Source organism: Desulfuromusa kysingii, assembly GCF_900107645.1.
In the GTDB taxonomy this organism is placed as follows: domain Bacteria; phylum Desulfobacterota; class Desulfuromonadia; order Desulfuromonadales; family Geopsychrobacteraceae; genus Desulfuromusa; species Desulfuromusa kysingii.
In genome coordinates this window covers 60,138-76,760 of record NZ_FNQN01000001.1, presented here as the reverse complement: position 1 = coordinate 76,760, position 16,623 = coordinate 60,138, and the positions used below count along the sequence as shown (strand labels likewise).

The window sequence follows — 16,623 nt, the reverse complement described above, 5'->3', positions numbered from 1 at the left end:
GTTTCAGGTATGGAGATTGTTCTAACAGAGCAAATAACTTTTCTGGGCATTTTTGCTGTCGGGTTAGTCGCAGGATCAGTTGACGCTATTGCTGGAGGTGGGGGATTACTGACTCTGCCGGCATTACTGGCAACAGGAATTCCCCCTATCAATGCCATCGCCACTGCCAAACTACAAAGCACTGCGGGGACCTGTTCGGCGGCTATCTGCTACTTTCGCAACGGCACATTTGATTTGAAACCGTTATTACTGGCGTTGCCGTGCACGCTGATAGGGTCTATCAGTGGCGTGATCTGTCTGAACTACATCAATCCACAATTTATTCACGGGCTTTTACCGCTGCTGTTTATCGTTGTGGGGGGATATTTTCTCCTCTCTCCTCAGGTTGGAGACCTGGATCGCCGTCAGCGGATCACCCCCAACATGTTTGCCGTCTTGATCGGTACCAGTATTGGGTTTTATGATGGTTTTCTCGGTCCCGGAACCGGAACGTTTTTAATGGCAGGTTTCATCTCCCTGCTCGGATACAACCTGCGGCGTGCAACCGCCGCGACCAAAGTATTGAATCTGACCAGTAACGTCGCAGCGTTGGCACTTTTTATCTGTGCGGGCCAAGTCCTCTGGTCTTATGGATTGGTGATGGCGGCAGGACAAATCATCGGTGGGAACATCGGGGCACGGTTGGCCATAGGTCGCGGTACAGGGTTAATCCGGCCACTGGTTGTCAGCATCTGTTTGGTGATGATTTTAAAAGTATGGGGAGTGGAGATGTTTCATCTCCTGACCTAATCAGCAGCAGATCCTCCCTTGATTGGTGCAGCCTGAGTTCTGCCAATGCTAACAAGGAGGCGTAAATTCGCGGCGTAACCGTTCCACCTGTGCTCGGATTGAACAGCCTTGCATATGATCATTGACCAATCCCATCGCCTGCATGAAAGCATATGCTGTGGTCGGCCCAAAAAACTTCCAGCCACGTTGCTTCAGATCTTTGCTTAACAATTGTGACGTCTTTGTGACACTTGGAACGGGAGCATTAGCATCATTCTTGCCGATTCCGGGTTCACGGGATTTTGGCTCCCAGCTCCAAACATAACGCGCAAGGCTACCGAATTCATCAACAATCTCAAGAGCTCGATGGGCATTATGGATCGTCGCTTCTATTTTTCCGCGATGACGGATAATGCCGGGGTTCTGAAGCAGACAGAGAATATCGTCATCATCGAATGCGGCAACTTTATGATAATCGAAGCCAGCAAATGCTGCTCTGAAATTGTCCCGCTTGCGCAATATGGTCAACCAGGAAAGCCCGGCCTGAAACCCCTCTAAACACATCTTCTCAAACAATCGGATATCGTCAGAAACAGGGCGGCCCCATTCTTCATCATGATAGATACGATAATCTAAAGGTTCATGCCCCCACCAACAGCGAGCCATTCCATCTTCTGCGGTGAGAACATCGTTCTTGTTTATATCAGTCATTACTTCTCCGTTGATACACCGGACCTATCATTAGTGTTGCTTTTGAAGGACCCAAGACCCTTTCACCCGTGCCAGCAAATCATCCGGGTTTTCTCGAATAGCTGGGAAAATCATCAACAGATGACCCCACAAATCCGCGGCGGATGGAGCTAAAACCCGATAGGCATCAAGCGGAGGAATCGTCCTGCAAATGCACACAATCGCGCCCGGCCAATTTTGCCCGATAGAGTGCCGCATCAGCCAAGCGTAATAACTCCACCGGGAGTTGTTGGTTTGACGGTTGCACACTCGCCACCCCAAGGCTCACCGTGACAATCCCGCGAGGCGATGTCGCATGCGGGATGGCTAAGGATAAAACCTTCTGATGAATATGCTCTGCCACTGCAAATGCAGCTTGTTTATCAGCGTTTGGCAAAAGAATGACGAATTCTTCTCCCCCATAACGTGCGACGACCTCCCCAACGCGACGCGTTGATTGAGCCAAGCCTTGAGCAAGGCTCTGCAGACAATGATCGCCAACGAGGTGTCCATAAAGATCATTAAAACTTTTAAAATGATCAATGTCGAGCATAATCACCGCCAGCGGGGTGCCACTACGTTGGTTACGATTCCATTCCTGGCTGAGTAAATGGTCAAAATGACGGCGATTGCTGATGTTCGTCAAGCCATCGGTATTACTCTGTATTTGCAAGAGTCGGTTGGCTTCAGCCAATTCTTTTGTTCGGGCACTAATGATCTGTTCCAGTTCCAAGTTGCGCTTTTTCAGTCGCGACATCGGATAGATTTCATCATCATGGGACAATTCGTAAGGGATTGAGATGCCGCTATGGACAATTTTCCACTCGGTCTCTTCGTAGCGGAAAATCAGCACCAGTCGAGCGGTTTCCTTTGATAGGATCTCGTCGGGAATCGGCAAGTGAATGTGGAAAAATGCGGTTGCGACGACGATATCATCAGCAAGGTCCTGTAATGACAAATCCAACATTTCAATATCAATGCACCCAGGGACTTGGGCGAAATCTTGCCGGGTAATCCCTATCCATTCCCGTATATCAGTGACGAGAACATCACTGCTGCCAGCGTAGCCACTGAAATTGTCACTAAAGTGTGCGGTTAATCGATCATCACGCGAAGCATACATGTCGATATATTCTTCAAACAAAGACAGAATCAAACGGTGGCGCTCAGCACTCATTGACTCAGTACCATTGCGTGAATGCGAAACTATTTTGTCGAATTTACCCATGGGGAATACTTAATATTCAGAGGGATTAAGTTTATCTTTGACCTAGCCACAGTATTGCACACAATGTCTCGTACACCTAATCAGCATTCAATGGATTGGATATCTGATTACCCCCGAAGGTTCAAGGAAAAGGAGTTGCGAAAGTGCGTGCAGCTGGTAATGGGCAATGGCGACAATATCCGTCTGACAGAGCAGGGTTTGCGGTCAGTTACAACCTACTCAATCCCATAATCTTTCAGTTTGTACATCAAGGATCGAAGACTGATTTCCAGCAGTTCTGCCGCCTGAGTCCGGTTTCCTTCAGTTTTATCTAATGCTTTACGGATATATTCTTCTTCAAGTCGGCGGGATGCGACCTTCAACGAATATTCATCGGGATCAAAGGTTCCGGGAACAGATTGACGAATCCGTAACGGCGGAAGTTCCAGAGTCTCTCGCGGGCTGAAAATCAATGCTTTTTCGAGATAGTTTTCCAGTTCACGAACATTTCCCGGCCAGTGATAATCGCTCAAGTTCTTCTTTCCTGCTGCACTTATCTGCAGTAACGGTCGTCCTTCACGGGCACAAAGCTGGCTGAGAAAATGTTCCGCCAAGACCACAATATCCTCCTGACGCTCCCGTAAAGGCGGCAGATGAATATCGACAACAGCAAGACGATAATAGAGATCACGGCGAAAATGGCCTTTATCCACCGCCTCTTGAAGATCGGTCCCAGCGGCAGCGACAACACGCGTATCAATTTTTTCCGCCCGGGTCGCTCCAACTTTACGGATCTCCCCTTCCTGTAAAACTCGGAGGAGTTTAGGCTGCAACTCTAAGGGCAGGTCGGCAATCTCATCGAGAAACAAGGTGCCGCCGCTGGCAATCGAGAATAATCCCTGCTTCTCCCGGTCAGCCCCCGTGAACGCCCCTTTTTTATGTCCAAACAATTCACTTTCCAATAAGCCTGAAGTAATAGCACTACAATTGATGGCAAGAAACTGCCCTGTCCGACCACTTTCGCTGTGCAATGCTTTGGCGATCAACTCTTTGCCGGTTCCGGTTTCACCGCTGATCAAAATTGAAGATTCGGCCTTCGCTGCCGTCTGCACCAGTTTTAAAAGTTGTTCCATTTTTTGACTTGAATGGACGATGTCCTGAATAGAAAAAGTTGAATCCTGAGTTGCCAGGGCTTGCTTGAGTTGCTGATTCTCCTGCCGTAACTCCTGCCGCTCCTCAGCCTTGCGCAGGGTCAAAACCACTTCGTCAGGTTTAAAAGGTTTGGAAATATAGTCGTAAGCGCCACGTTTCATACATTCCAGCGCAGTATCAATGCTGCCGTAAGCACTCATCATGATAATAGTACTGTTTAGGGCACGAACTTCAGGTTGCTCCAAAAAGGTCAGGCCATCCATGTCGGGCATACGGATATCAGAGAGGATGACATCAAACTTTTCTTTGTAGATAAGGTTGATCGCCTCCGCTCCATTCTGAGCTTCACTGACACGGTAATGATGTTGTTCCAATACCAGGCGCAGCATATGACGCATGGACGGTTCATCATCAATAACGAGCAGATTGCGAAACTGAACGGCCATGGAATCCCTTTGAGTTGGAGTTGATCAATGTGGTTAGGATACCCTTATTTTAAATTTTGGGCAAACAAAAGGGGGACAGAAGCAAATCCTGTCCCCCTAGGGTCAATCTAATTTTTATCTGTGGCTCATGGCTGCCAGATTTTTAACAGAGCCTCAGCCATTTCTGCAGGTGAATCAGCGACACTGATACCACACTCACGCAAGAAGGCTTTTTTGCTGGCGGCATCGCCTTTACCACCGGAGATAATCGCGCCGGCATGGCCCATCCGCTTACCTGCTGGTGCGGTCGCACCGGCGATGAAAGCAGCAACCGGTTTGGTCATATGATCGCGAACATATTCAGCAGCTTTTTCTTCAGCATCGCCACCAATTTCACCGATCATGATCACGGCTTTGGTTTCCGGGTCAGCTTCAAACATCTTCAATGCTTCCAGATGACTGGTTCCGTTGACGGGGTCACCACCGATACCAACACAAGTGGTCTGGCCGATATCGCGGGTTGTTAACTGCCAAACGGCTTCGTAGGTCAAGGTACCGGAACGGGAGATAACACCAACCGGGCCTGGCTTGTGAATATAACCTGGCATGATACCAATTTTACTTTGGCCGGCAGTGATAACACCTGGGCAGTTCGGTCCAACAAGACGGCATTTTTTGCCTTCCATATATTTTTTAACTTTGACCATATCCAGGACTGGAACACCTTCTGTGATACAGATAACCAGCTCAATCCCGGCATCCACAGCTTCCATAATGGCATCAGCGCTACCGATTGGTGGAACATAGATAACGGACGCAGTCGCGCCGGTTGCTTTAACAGCTTCTTCAACAGTGTTGAAAATGGGGAATCCATCAATCGTTTGACCACCTTTACCAGGTGTCACGCCACCGACCATCTGTGTGCCATAGTCGCGAGCGCCTTGGGCGTGGAACAGACCAGTTGCACCGGTAATTCCCTGAGTGATGACTTTGGTGTTTTTATCGATCAGAATACTCATTGTTATTTCTCCTTAACCGTTGACGGCTTTGACAATTTTTTCAGCAGCATCGGCCATGCCGTCAGCGCTGACGATATCAAGCCCTGACTTTGCAAGAATCTCTTTGCCGAGCTCGACGTTGGTCCCTTCAAGACGGACAACCAGTGGAATCTTGATTCCAACCTGCTTGGCTGCCTCGACCACACCCGTGGCAATAACATCACATTTCATGATGCCACCAAAGATGTTGACCAGAATTCCTTCAACTTTTTTGTCGGAGAGGATGATTTTGAATGCTTCGGTCACCCGCTCGATAGTTGCGCTACCACCAACATCAAGGAAGTTAGCTGGGGAAGCACCGTGGAGTTGAATGATATCCATGGTCGCCATAGCCAGACCGGCACCATTAACCATGCAACCAATGTTACCATCGAGAGCAATATAAGACAGGTCGTATTGACCGGCTTCAATTTCCATTGGATCTTCTTCTTCGTAGTCGCGCAGATCGCGGATACGGAGATGACGGAAAAGGGCATTATCATCAAAGTTCAGTTTGGCATCCAGACAGATCAACTTGCCTTCAACCGTTTGAATCATAGGGTTGATTTCCAGCAATGAGCAGTCAGACTCGACAAATGCTTTGTAGAGATTCATCAAGATGGGTACTGCTTGTTTCACCTGAGGCAGAGCAAAGCCCATTTTAAAGGCGACTTTACGAGCTTGGAAGGGGAGCAGACCAACAACTGGATCTACAGCCTCAAAGAAAAGTTTCTCTGGAGTTTTTTCAGCAACTTCCTCAATGTTTACGCCACCTTCAGCAGAAGCCATCAAAGTGACTTTAGCGGTTGCCCGGTCAACAAGAAAGGAAACGTAGAATTCGTCAGCGATATTGCTTCCCTCTTCAATCAGAACCCGCTTGACAACTTTCCCTTCGGGCCCAGTCTGATGGGTCACCAAGGTCATGCCAAACATATCTCTGGCATATTGTTTGACTTCATCTGCAGTCTTGGCAATCTTGACGCCGCCACCTTTGCCGCGGCCACCAGCATGAATCTGAGCTTTAACCGCCCATGGACCATCGCCCAGTCGTTTGGCCCAGTCACGGGCTGAGTTACTGTTGTAGACCACGTGCCCTTCCGGAACCGGAACTCCGAAATTGCGCAGAATCGCCTTAGCTTGATACTCGTGAATGTTCATTGCATCCTCACATGGTTAGAAATAGAGACGGAACCCGCTTCTTCTGCGAATCCCCAAGATCAGGAAAGTTGCATCTAATAAACTGAACTTTTAGCGTATACCTGAGATACCGGCAGGTTGTCAAGTGGTCAGACCGCTACAATGGTTTGATATTTTACATAACGCCGTTGTAGAAATGCTGACACGAAAGGCATGACAATTCCTGCACAATAAAAACAGGTCGGAACATAAAAATCCGACCTGTCGGTTTAGCGCCAATGTAGAACTAGGTTTCTATTTTGTTTTTTCCCAATCTGAAAGAAATTTTTCGATACCAATATCAGTCAAAGGATGTTTTGCCAATTGTGTCATAACCCCATAAGGAATGGTGCAGATATCTGCACCGATTAAACCCGCATTGAGAACATGAAGTGGGGAACGGACCGAGGCAACAATAATTTCCGTGGTATAACCATAGTTATCAAAGATGGTCCGAATTTGCTCAACCCCTTCCATCCCCTCATGGCTGATATCGTCAAGACGACCGACAAACGGCGAAACATAGGTCGCACCGGCTTTCGCTGCCAACAGGGCTTGCAGGGAAGAAAAAATCAGCGTGACGTTGGTTTTGATCCCCTCAGCACTAAATTGTTTGGTTGCTTTCAACCCTTCGGTGGTCATCGGTACTTTGATCACGATGTTTTTGTGGATTTTGACCAGTTCGCGCCCCTCTTGCAACATCCCTTCAGCATCCAGAGCGATGACCTCTGCAGAGATAGGTCCGTCAACGATATCGGTAATCTCTTTGATAACCTCTTTGAAATCGCGGCCACTTTTTGCAATCAGGGACGGGTTCGTGGTAACGCCGTCAACCAGGCCCAATTCGTGAGCGGCCCGGATTTCATTCACGTCTGCGGTATCGATAAAAAACTTCATTCTTAACTCCTTGTCATTCAATAATTATGGCTTTTGGCTTTTTTTATATTGTTTGAGGCATTTCTTCGAACAGAAATAATGTTGTTGGCCAGCAACGCTAGCCTTGATAGCATCGCTTATGGGAAGGTAGGTGCCACACTGCGGGTCCTTAACCATCATCTCTCCATCTTTATGTCGATTTAGTGGACGCCTCGAGTGTCCTGGTCGTAATAAACCTGCAATCATCGAGTAAAAGACGAACCCACATAACGCCAGCAATATCAGTTTAATCATCGGATCACCATGTTTCGTTGACTCGAATTATGCCATCAGCTACTGGCAGTGCCTGAAGTAAATGACTTATTGTTTTGTGAAGAAGCGGATGGTTCAGTTGTGGTGCCAAGTCGTTCAACGGCAGGAGGACAAAATGACGTTGGTGCATCCGTGGGTGCGGCAGTGTCAATTGGGGGTCCTCCAGAATCAGCTCGTCAATCAGCAGAAGGTCGATATCAAGAGTTCGTGGCCCCCAGTGCTGCTCCCGAATGCGGTCGGCACAAGCTTCTATTTGGCCGCAGAGTTGTAACAGTTCAGCAGGGAATAATCCAGTATGAATTTCAACCACGGTATTCAGAAAATCGGGTTGCCCTTCCGGGCCTCCAATCGGTGGAGTCTGATAGAGCGGGGCGCTGGATATGACGGAGATTTTTGGATGTTTAGCCAATGTCTCTCTGGCATGGCGGAAACGCTCCAATGGGTTCCCTAAGTTACCGCCAAAACCGAGAAAAGCTCGACTCTTATTTTTCATTGTCATAGTCTGTGGCATTAAAACATAAGCTTGAAAAAAAAATCAAATACCTTGATGGGAGAGATTTCCGTGCAACTAAATCTGACTTTAGCCGCAGCTGATCTGCTAAAAACTGAACATTTTTACCGCGAAATCCTATCTTTGTCTCCGCAACTCATGCCCCTCTCTCACTTGGAAGATAACTGTCTGCTTTTGTCTTTCAAGAATATGCAGATTGTCTTTCAACAGCGACAAAGCATGGAAGCGCAACACCCGCTATTGTTTCAAAACCTGGACCGGATTCTCCCTGGCGCTGGGGTTCAGCTCGAGATCAGCTGCGACAATCTGGATCACCTGCAACAGCAGCTCGCGGATCATCACTGGCCTGTAGTCTATGAGCTGGATGATCAGGAGCATCAACGCCGGGAACTCTGGCTACAAGATCCGGATGGCTACCTGCTGGTGCTCAATGAAGAGAAATTTGCCAGCCATGGCAGCTAACGAGGAATCAAGCGCGCATTTAAGCGTAGCCTGCTGCCACGGATTACTTCCGTAATGATGGGCCGCTACGCATACCCGCCTGGTTGTCCCAACATGCCACGCGTCACCAAGACGATCCCCTTATCGGTTATCCTGAAACCATTGGCCTTATCTTGTTCCGGGTCATAGCCAATAACGGTCCCTGCCGGAATCACGCAGCCACGGTCAATGATCGCCTTTCTGATCTTACAATTTCGATGGATAACAACTTCCGGCAAAATAACGGTCTCTTCAATTGTCGAGTAGGAGTGAATCCGGACATTTGAAAAAAGGAGGGTCTTTTTCAAGTGTGAACCAGAAATAATACAACCACCAGAGATGGTCGAATCAACAGCCATTCCACGTCGGCCATCATCATCAAAGACAAACTTGGCTGGCGGTAGCTGCGCCTGATAAGTCCACATCGGCCAGTCGGGATTATACAGATTCAGTTCTGGCTTGGGGGATATCAACTCCATATTGGCTTCCCAGAACGCATCAAGAGAACCAACATCTCTCCAGTATGCTAACTTGTTCGTTTCCGGATCACGGAAAGGGTAAGCGAAAACTTTGTGACTATCGACAATTGAGGGGATGATATTTTTACCAAAATCATGCTCAGAGTCGGGATCTTTGCCATCTTTCTCCAACAGATCAAAGAGAAAATCGGTATTGAAGATATAGTTCCCCATGGAGGCCAAAGTCGTCTCAGGCTGGCCAGGGATAGGGGATGGATGCTCCGGCTTTTCGTCAAAACGTAAAATCCGGCTTTCTTCATCAACGGTCATAACCCCGAATGTTCCAGCGGCCTCTTCGATGGGAACCTCAAGACACGAAACAGTCATATCGGCACCGGTCGCAACATGTTCCAGTAACATCGGCCGATAATCCATCTTGTAGACGTGATCACCAGAAAGAATCAACACATACTTGGGTTTTTCCGCGCGAATGATATCCAGGTTCTGATACACCGCATCGGCAGTCCCCTGATACCACTCCTCGGAGAAACGTTGTGACGCCGGGAGGATTTCAACAAACTCCCCCAACTCTTTTTTGAAATGGCTCCAACCACGAACCAGATGACGGATCAGGGAATGGGACTTGTATTGGGTGAGAACCCCGATTCTGCGGATACCAGAATTAACGCAATTAGAGAGGGGAAAATCGATAATCCGATATTTACCGCCAAAATAAACGGCTGGCTTAGCCCGCCATTCCGTCAACTCGTGCAGCCGAGATCCACGACCTCCGGCCAAAACCAAGGCAAAGGTGTCTTTTACCAGATGGCTAACATAACGGTAAACAATGTGTCGCTCTTGTTGTTCAGGCATAAATCCCTCCAGGAAATCTCAAAAAAGGCTTATGGACGCCAATTTATCCAGACACTTATCAATAGTTTTACCCTTTGAACGTTTCCATATCTTAACAGATATTTTCTATTGAGGGAGCGCTGATCTGAAAATTTTAACGCCGATTGGTTAAATAAACACCACTACTAACCAAAAGAACACCGCTTAAAAGTGAGAGTCGCAAAGGTTCGTCTAATAACCAAGCCGAAAGAAGAATGGCACTGATGGGGACAAAATTTATGAACTGTCCGGCCCGGGTCGAACCAATTTTCTGGATTCCCTGATAATACCAGACAAAAGCAACCACAGTTCCGCATAGACCCAGATAGAGCAGGCTCAACCAGACAGACATCGGATAATCTTTTATCTGCCCGGCCAATCCCTCCAGACAGGCCGCAGGAAACAAGAGCACGGCACCAATAACCGCCGAATAGGTCACTGCGACCAGAGGCGAAAGGTTCCGCATAGCGGCTCGCCCTACCAGCGAATAGGTCACCCAGGAGATAACACAACCAAAGATATAGAGCTCCCCAGTTCCTATGCCACGGTAAAGGATTGTTGTCGGATGCCCCTCAGTAATCACCACGATTGCTCCACAGACCGAGAGAATCACCCCCAAAATTTTGGCCGTATTGAGTTTCTCACCAAAAAAGATTGCCGCAAAGACAGCAATGACAATGGGGTTATTGGCGATAATGACAGCGGCTCGACCAGCCTCGATGACTTGCAGTCCGCGGAAAAAGAAAAAGTTGTAAGCAAAGACGCCGCTTAACCCGAGGATAAACAGCGGAAACCACTGCTGACGCGGAACAGACGGCAGTCTTTTATAACTCCGTAGGGTGATCACCAAAAGGACCGTGGCAGCGATGGTAAAGCGCAAAAACGCAGCTGAAAAGGCGTCTATCTCCCCGGCAAGAAAACGACCGGCGATGAAGGTCCCCCCCCAGAATAGAGCCATCAGCAGTAACTTCAGATAAACGGATAGATTTGTTTGACTGGACATGGCTGTCACTATACCCTGATTAAGAGCATATCGGGGAGAAAAGTCCCTTGGGTTCTGCTTAGAATTTCATCCCAACACGATTATTAATGTTAACGGATCTGTATCTTCAAAACCTGATGCTTACCCCAGTATTCATGGAGAAGCAGGGAAAAAAGGAGAACCGCTCCACCGAGAGTCAGTCGGAGCAGATTTGCATCACGATTCCAGATCATCAAGTTCACCATCAACCCCGCCGGAACCAGCGCATTATTCATGATCGCCAGAGTCCCTGCATCCACTTTAGTCGCCCCTTTATTCCAGAAAAAATAACCAAGACCGGAGGCGATCAAACCAAGGTAAACAAGAATCTGCCATTGCAAGGTCGTCGTTGGCAGCTTTGCACTATTACCGAACAGCAACCAAGTCACCAAGGTGATCGCTAGAGCACCAAGATAAAAGTAACCAAAAATGGTCCGTTGCGGAAATTTATGTTTTTCCCGTTGCAACAACACCTTATAACCCACCTGACCAATAGCAAAACAGACATTTGCCCCTTGCACCACCATAAAGCCGTTAAAAATATCATCGCCAATTGAACTATAACGGATAATTGCGGCTCCAAGGACGGCAATAAAGGCGGTGAAAAGATAGCGCCAATTGAAGCGCCGGTTCATCAAATCAAAAATAAGGGTCACATAAATCGGGGTCAGAATAGTAAAAATCAACACCTCAGGGACCGTCAACAGCAAGAAGGATTGATAGTAAAAAACATACATACAACCTAACTGGACAGCTCCCAGGAGCATTAACTTTGTTGCCAGCAGCAAGGGAACCCGACGGATAAAGGGCAAAAAAACAACCGCAGCCAACGCTACACGGGTCAATACAGAGAAATAGACATCCACCTGACCCGCCAGGTAAACACCAATCAGGCTGAAAGAAAAAGCCCAGAGAATTGTAATCGCAACAAGATAAATCATGGTTGATACCTCCAGCAGTTCTCTCTTATGCTCTTAAAAGGCGATAAAACCAGATCTTCAGCCACTAGTCAACCAAATTAAATAATGGTTTACAAGATATCTTCAGCCATGAAATCGGAGGAAAAAGACTGAACAGTCTGCCGCATAACAGTCGCGATAGAAGAAAACTTAACTTGACATGAGGGGCGGACTTATTGCATTAAACAAGGCTAAATAACCTTATTCATAAATGAAAAGAAACCATCCAAAACAATGAACGCGATCTGGAAACCAACTCAACTGCAACAGAAACGGCGTCGCCGCAACCGGCAGATCCTCTGGATGGCGATTACCCTCGTGTTTATCTTCGGCTTGTTTTTACTGAGCCCTGACTCACCCTCACCCAATAGGGTTACAACAGATGAGCCGCTGCAAGCAGACACGCCCCCAACCGCTGAGCAGACACCTGCGGCAACAACTCCCCCTCTGGTCTCTGACCATATTGTCCAGCGGACCATTGAACCAGGTGACAACCTGAGCGCGATCTTTGATAGCGTAAAGATCCATCAAAGCATCTTGCTGCAGATCCTCGCTGCCGATGAATCCTTGCTGGCACTGGATATTTTACGTCCCGGCAACACTTTAACCTTTTCCCGGGATAAAGAGACCCGGGAGCTGGTAAAGATGGAATTGTACATCCATCCTGCGCATCAGGTGATCTATCATCGGGTTGATGAGAATAGCTTTGATTATAACGAGATCGTCCTCCCCGGCACCTGGGAACAGCAGCTCCTTAGTGGTGAAATTGAAGGGAGTTTCTACCAATCGGCACTCTCAATCGGGTTGAGCGAACAAGAGACAGGAAATATTACCGATCTGTTCAAAAATAAGGTCAATTTCAGTCGTGATATCAGAGCAGGCGACCATTTCCAAGTCGTCCGCAATCTACAACTTATTGATGGAAAACTGACGGGACAGAGTCATATAGAAGCGGTGAGGATTTTTTCCCGCAACCAACACTACACTGCCTTTCTCTACGAAGATGGTAATTATTATGATGACCGGGGTGAAAGCCTTGGTCGCGCTTTTCAACGTTATCCATTCAAAGGGCACCATCGTGTCAGCTCAAACTTTAATCTCGCCCGTCGCCATCCAATCACCAAACGGATTTCACCCCACAAAGGGGTCGACTTTGCTATGCCTGTAGGAACACCTATTTATTCTACGGGTGATGGGGTCGTCACTCGGGTCAAGAATCATCGCTATGCTGGCAAGTATGTTGAAATTCAGCATGATGGGCGTTACTTAACCCGTTATTTGCATCTGAGCCGGATCACAGTTAAGCGCGGACAAAAAGTGCAACGCGGTGAGAGAATTGCGCTGTCGGGGAATACCGGGCGGTCAACCGGCCCACATCTCCATTACGAATTGCATGTCAAAGGAAAGGCGGTTAACCCTCTTAAAGCGAAAATTCCGATGGCGGCATCGATCCCCAAAGAGAAATTCCAAGAGTTCCAACAAAAAGCTGCAGAACTCATATCTCTGATGGAACAACCCCGTTTCGATCTCGTCGGCATCTGAGTCTGACCGTTCCTCCCGCACCACAAAGTCCAACCAGCTTGTCAAAATCATGCCTCCTCCCTCCAGTTCAAGCATCACCGCTCGACCGAGAGCCAAAAACTCCGCTTAAACTTTGTTTATTTTCAGCAAGTTAAGCCATATCAAACAGTTTTGGCATGATTATCGCGTATAACCTTTCCGGGAATAACTAAACCGCCGGAGGTGTGGATGCGACATCCTATACATGCTGTAAAAATTATTGGCTTATTACTGCTAATATTATTGTTTATCATGAGTATGACCATGTCTGCCAAAGCAGCTGAGCCAGTCTCTCTACTCAAGATGACAAAACAGAAAACCCCCAGAAGTACGCAGATTACACTGGAACTCTCCGCTTTACCCAAGTTCACAACGGCTAAGTCCGGTCAGCGATTCGATCTGTTACTAGGGAATGTCCAGCTCGCCCCGGACCTGCGCAGCCTTCCGGAAGATGAAAAAATCGTTAAGTTCTTGTTCGCTCAGAAGAAGGAAGAGTTACTCATATCCATTGTCTTGCGGCGATCTCCTGAGAACATCATCATCGAATCAAAGCAACAACCGGCACAGATCACCATCAACATTGACTGGGAAACCAACGCATCCAGTCGCCCCGCGATCGCTTTTCAGATTACCGATATGCCCCCGCGAAAGGCAGGAAAGAGAGCGGCAAAATTTCAGCAAGAGTCCCCATGGAAAGGCCGTTGGGATGATTTTTTCCGTGATTATCGCACCTTATGGCAGTTGAAATTACCGCTGAGCTTTACCTTTCCACAACTCCCGAAACTCATTACCGACGACGGCAGCCCTCTCTGGCCGTTGCAGCAACATGCTGACAACAACATGTTCCTCAGTTTGCTCCAGACGGCAACCGGGTTGAGCGAGTTGGACCAGCAACAACGCTACATACGTGATCTCTTCATGGCTGAAGCACAACTGCGCACCGGTGCAATCGAAAGTGGCATCACCAGAATCGATGCGTTACGTCGTCAAAAAGGAGCGGAACAATTGCGTGTCGAATATTTGACAGCGTACGGACAAGCCCTCCAAGGTCAACCCTTCGTCGCCCAACTGACCTTGCAACAGCTGCTGCCAAAACTCGATGAAAATCACCCCCTGCTCCCTCTTGTCCATTTCTTGTTTGCAGAGACAGCGCTGGATTCAGACCAAAATCAAGTGGCGCTAGAGCAGTTACAAACCCCAGAGATCAACTGGCCCAAAACCCTCCAGATCCCATTGCAGCTGAGAACTGCCGATGCCAATTCTGGTCTTGGTAATCTCGATCTGGCACTGAACGCCTATCGGGACCTGGCGGAAGAGCCGGGACTTTTTGATGTTTACAGATGTTCTCTCAATCGCGCGGCATTCAGCGCTTTTAAAGCCGAAGACTATCGCTTTGCAAATCATCTCTACCGAAAGCTCATTGATCCTTTGATTGAGGGGCCGGGGGATGACCTCCTCCTCTTTGCCGCTGGCCTCTCAGCAGATGAAGCCGGTGACCGGGGTTGGGGTATGATTGGCCTCCAGCGGGCAACTCTGGACCGCCCTGATACTGAAGGTGGTGACCGGGCAACGCTGCGATTGATTGATAAAAAGTGGATCAATGGTGGAGAACTTGAGCGAGAACAGAGCGCTACCGCCTATGCGCAGTTGGCCGAAACGTCACACTTCCGGATCGTGCGCGAAGAGAGTCAGCTCAAATATGCTTTGACCCTCTACCTGCTGGGAGCACATCAAGAGAGCATCGAATCACTGCTGTATTTTCAGCGCAATTACGGCAGTTCCCCCCTCGTCCGCGAGGCTAACCTACTGATTCTGCAGCAACTTCCCACGGTGGTGCGCCAATTGATTGAAAACCAAAATGACTTGCAAGCCGTAGTCTTGGCAGAGAAGAACCGCAAACTCCTATTAAGAAGTGGTTTTGACAAAGGCTTTCTTCGCGACCTGGCAACTGCCTTCAACCGGTTAGGCCTCTATGAGAGGTCTACACGGGTCCTCCTCTACCTCTTTGATCGCAGCTCTGGACAGCCGGATCATGAATTTATTTACCTGCCCCTGGCGCAATCGTACTCAAAGCGGAAAGAGTACCAAGAGGCGGGACGATATGCCCGGCGCTACCTTGAAAAATTCCCTCACGGCGAAGATAGCGGGGCATTATTTGGAATCTTACTGGATGCTTTTGAGCGTGAAGGAGATCAAGACCAATTGCTTGCCTGGTTAGACCGAAAAGACCGCCCCAGCAGTACCGCTCTGGAAATCCGCGCTGCCAACATCTATGGGCAACTGGGGAGATGGCAAGACCTGGTCAATAGTCTGGAGACGATTACCCGTTCTGGAGAGACCTTGCAAGTCAAAGAAATGGCACTACAGGGTGAGGGCTACTACCAGACAAACCAAAATAACGCCGCGGTCAAAATTTATAACCAACTCGTTAATGACCCTCAATTCGGCACCCAAGCGCGCTATCGCACAGCACAAATCCTGCTTCGGCAGCAGCAACGGACGGCGGCCCTTAACCTTCTTCAACAAGTGGTCGATGCGGATGGAAGCAGTCCCTGGGGAAAGTTGGCGCAGGACTTGCTAATTGAAGAGAAACGTTGAGAGTGACAATTCTAAAGTCAGTAAACTGGCAGGAGTAAATCTTATGGCAGACATCAGAATAGCCGATCAAACCATTGCCGTACTGCAAAAGAGTCTTGATTTGCGGGCGCAGAAACAACAAGTGATAGCTGGAAATGTTGCCAATGCAGACACCCCTGGCTACTCCGCTCGGAAACTTGATTTTGAAGATAATTTACGCAAAGCCATCAACACCCCGGAGATGGCGGGACGAAAGACCAATCCGAAACATTTCCCTATTGGAGGCGGCGGCATATCCAGAGTTCAGGGGACGCTGACCCTAGAAACCAGCAATAGCACACAAGGTGATGGCAATACGGTTTCGGTTGATGATGAGATGTTTGATCTGGCCGAGAATCAATTGCTCTATGAAGCTGGCAGTCAAATGTTGAAGAAGAAATTTTCGATGCTTAAATTTGCTGCCAGTAACGGCAGTTAGGAGGTT

General features: G+C 48.3%; 15 protein-coding genes. 5 read left to right on the top strand and 10 right to left on the bottom strand.

Annotated elements, in window-relative coordinates:
• Window positions 1-9 precede the first annotated feature (9 nt).
• Window positions 10-789, top strand: coding sequence for a TSUP family transporter (locus BLU87_RS00385; protein WP_092343957.1), 780 nt, complete (start codon window positions 10-12; stop codon window positions 787-789).
• A gap of 48 nt (window positions 790-837) precedes the next feature.
• Here the strand turns inward: BLU87_RS00385 and BLU87_RS00380 are convergent, their stop codons facing one another.
• The 7 genes from BLU87_RS00380 to folK form a co-directional block, all read right to left on the bottom strand.
• A complete protein-coding gene (locus BLU87_RS00380) occupies window positions 838-1,470 on the bottom strand; it encodes a DNA-3-methyladenine glycosylase I (protein ID WP_092344591.1) in 633 nt (210 codons plus the stop codon).
• A gap of 175 nt (window positions 1,471-1,645) precedes the next feature.
• Complete coding sequence (locus tag BLU87_RS00375) at window positions 1,646-2,674, bottom strand: diguanylate cyclase domain-containing protein (RefSeq protein WP_092343956.1); 1,029 nt, start codon at window positions 2,672-2,674, stop codon at window positions 1,646-1,648.
• 266 nt (window positions 2,675-2,940) lie between these two features.
• Window positions 2,941-4,302, bottom strand: coding sequence for a sigma-54-dependent transcriptional regulator (locus BLU87_RS00370; RefSeq protein ID WP_092343955.1), 1,362 nt, complete (start codon window positions 4,300-4,302; stop codon window positions 2,941-2,943).
• Between the two features lie 125 nt (window positions 4,303-4,427).
• Window positions 4,428-5,300 (bottom strand): succinate--CoA ligase subunit alpha, encoded by an 873-nt coding sequence (gene sucD, locus BLU87_RS00365; protein ID WP_092343954.1) that lies wholly within the window; start codon window positions 5,298-5,300, stop codon window positions 4,428-4,430.
• Between the two features lie 12 nt (window positions 5,301-5,312).
• Window positions 5,313-6,476, bottom strand: a complete 1,164-nt coding sequence (sucC, locus tag BLU87_RS00360; RefSeq protein ID WP_092343953.1) for an ADP-forming succinate--CoA ligase subunit beta — start codon at window positions 6,474-6,476, stop codon at window positions 5,313-5,315.
• 273 nt (window positions 6,477-6,749) lie between these two features.
• Entirely contained in the window at window positions 6,750-7,391 is a 642-nt protein-coding gene (gene fsa / locus BLU87_RS00355) for a fructose-6-phosphate aldolase (protein ID WP_092343952.1), read from the bottom strand.
• A gap of 277 nt (window positions 7,392-7,668) precedes the next feature.
• Entirely contained in the window at window positions 7,669-8,175 is a 507-nt protein-coding gene (gene folK, locus BLU87_RS00350) for a 2-amino-4-hydroxy-6-hydroxymethyldihydropteridine diphosphokinase (protein ID WP_175498219.1), read from the bottom strand.
• 69 nt (window positions 8,176-8,244) lie between these two features.
• On the opposite strand from folK, the gene BLU87_RS00345 reads away from it, so the two are divergent.
• A complete protein-coding gene (locus BLU87_RS00345) occupies window positions 8,245-8,655 on the top strand; it encodes a VOC family protein (RefSeq protein WP_092343950.1) in 411 nt (136 codons plus the stop codon).
• 65 nt (window positions 8,656-8,720) lie between these two features.
• Here the strand turns inward: BLU87_RS00345 and glgC are convergent, their stop codons facing one another.
• The 3 genes from glgC to BLU87_RS00330 all read right to left on the bottom strand — a co-directional run bounded on the left by glgC (window position 8,721) and on the right by BLU87_RS00330 (window position 11,984).
• Window positions 8,721-10,004 carry a glucose-1-phosphate adenylyltransferase gene (gene glgC, locus BLU87_RS00340; RefSeq protein ID WP_092343949.1) on the bottom strand — a complete coding sequence of 428 codons (1,284 nt, stop codon included), beginning with the start codon at window positions 10,002-10,004 and terminating at the stop codon, window positions 8,721-8,723.
• Window positions 10,005-10,137: 133 nt separating this feature from the next.
• A complete protein-coding gene (locus BLU87_RS00335) occupies window positions 10,138-11,025 on the bottom strand; it encodes a DMT family transporter (protein ID WP_092343948.1) in 888 nt (295 codons plus the stop codon).
• Window positions 11,026-11,114: 89 nt separating this feature from the next.
• Complete coding sequence (locus tag BLU87_RS00330; RefSeq protein WP_092343947.1) at window positions 11,115-11,984, bottom strand: carboxylate/amino acid/amine transporter; 870 nt, start codon at window positions 11,982-11,984, stop codon at window positions 11,115-11,117.
• A gap of 252 nt (window positions 11,985-12,236) precedes the next feature.
• Between BLU87_RS00330 and BLU87_RS00325 the strand changes: the two genes are divergently transcribed.
• The 3 genes from BLU87_RS00325 to flgB all read left to right on the top strand — a co-directional run bounded on the left by BLU87_RS00325 (window position 12,237) and on the right by flgB (window position 16,617).
• Window positions 12,237-13,544, top strand: a complete 1,308-nt coding sequence (locus BLU87_RS00325; RefSeq protein WP_092343946.1) for a peptidoglycan DD-metalloendopeptidase family protein — start codon at window positions 12,237-12,239, stop codon at window positions 13,542-13,544.
• Between the two features lie 207 nt (window positions 13,545-13,751).
• Complete coding sequence (locus BLU87_RS00320) at window positions 13,752-16,160, top strand: tetratricopeptide repeat protein (RefSeq protein ID WP_092343945.1); 2,409 nt, start codon at window positions 13,752-13,754, stop codon at window positions 16,158-16,160.
• A gap of 43 nt (window positions 16,161-16,203) precedes the next feature.
• Window positions 16,204-16,617: a flagellar basal body rod protein FlgB gene (flgB, locus tag BLU87_RS00315; protein ID WP_092343944.1), complete on the top strand. Its 414-nt coding sequence runs from the start codon at window positions 16,204-16,206 to the stop codon at window positions 16,615-16,617.
• The last annotated feature ends 6 nt before the right edge of the window (window positions 16,618-16,623 follow it).

Coding starts and splice junctions, on each gene's coding strand:
- BLU87_RS00385 (WP_092343957.1), top strand. CDS start 10: ATGGAGATTGTTCTAACAGAGCAAATAACTTTTCTGGGCATTTTTGCT.
- BLU87_RS00375 (WP_092343956.1), bottom strand. CDS start 2,674: ATGAGTGCTGAGCGCCACCGTTTGATTCTGTCTTTGTTTGAAGAATAT.
- BLU87_RS00370 (WP_092343955.1), bottom strand. CDS start 4,302: ATGGCCGTTCAGTTTCGCAATCTGCTCGTTATTGATGATGAACCGTCC.
- sucD (WP_092343954.1), bottom strand. CDS start 5,300: ATGAGTATTCTGATCGATAAAAACACCAAAGTCATCACTCAGGGAATT.
- sucC (WP_092343953.1), bottom strand. CDS start 6,476: ATGAACATTCACGAGTATCAAGCTAAGGCGATTCTGCGCAATTTCGGA.
- fsa (WP_092343952.1), bottom strand. CDS start 7,391: ATGAAGTTTTTTATCGATACCGCAGACGTGAATGAAATCCGGGCCGCT.
- folK (WP_175498219.1), bottom strand. CDS start 8,175: ATGAAAAATAAGAGTCGAGCTTTTCTCGGTTTTGGCGGTAACTTAGGG.
- glgC (WP_092343949.1), bottom strand. CDS start 10,004: ATGCCTGAACAACAAGAGCGACACATTGTTTACCGTTATGTTAGCCAT.
- BLU87_RS00335 (WP_092343948.1), bottom strand. CDS start 11,025: ATGTCCAGTCAAACAAATCTATCCGTTTATCTGAAGTTACTGCTGATG.
- BLU87_RS00330 (WP_092343947.1), bottom strand. CDS start 11,984: ATGATTTATCTTGTTGCGATTACAATTCTCTGGGCTTTTTCTTTCAGC.
- BLU87_RS00325 (WP_092343946.1), top strand. CDS start 12,237: ATGAACGCGATCTGGAAACCAACTCAACTGCAACAGAAACGGCGTCGC.
- BLU87_RS00320 (WP_092343945.1), top strand. CDS start 13,752: ATGCGACATCCTATACATGCTGTAAAAATTATTGGCTTATTACTGCTA.
- flgB (WP_092343944.1), top strand. CDS start 16,204: ATGGCAGACATCAGAATAGCCGATCAAACCATTGCCGTACTGCAAAAG.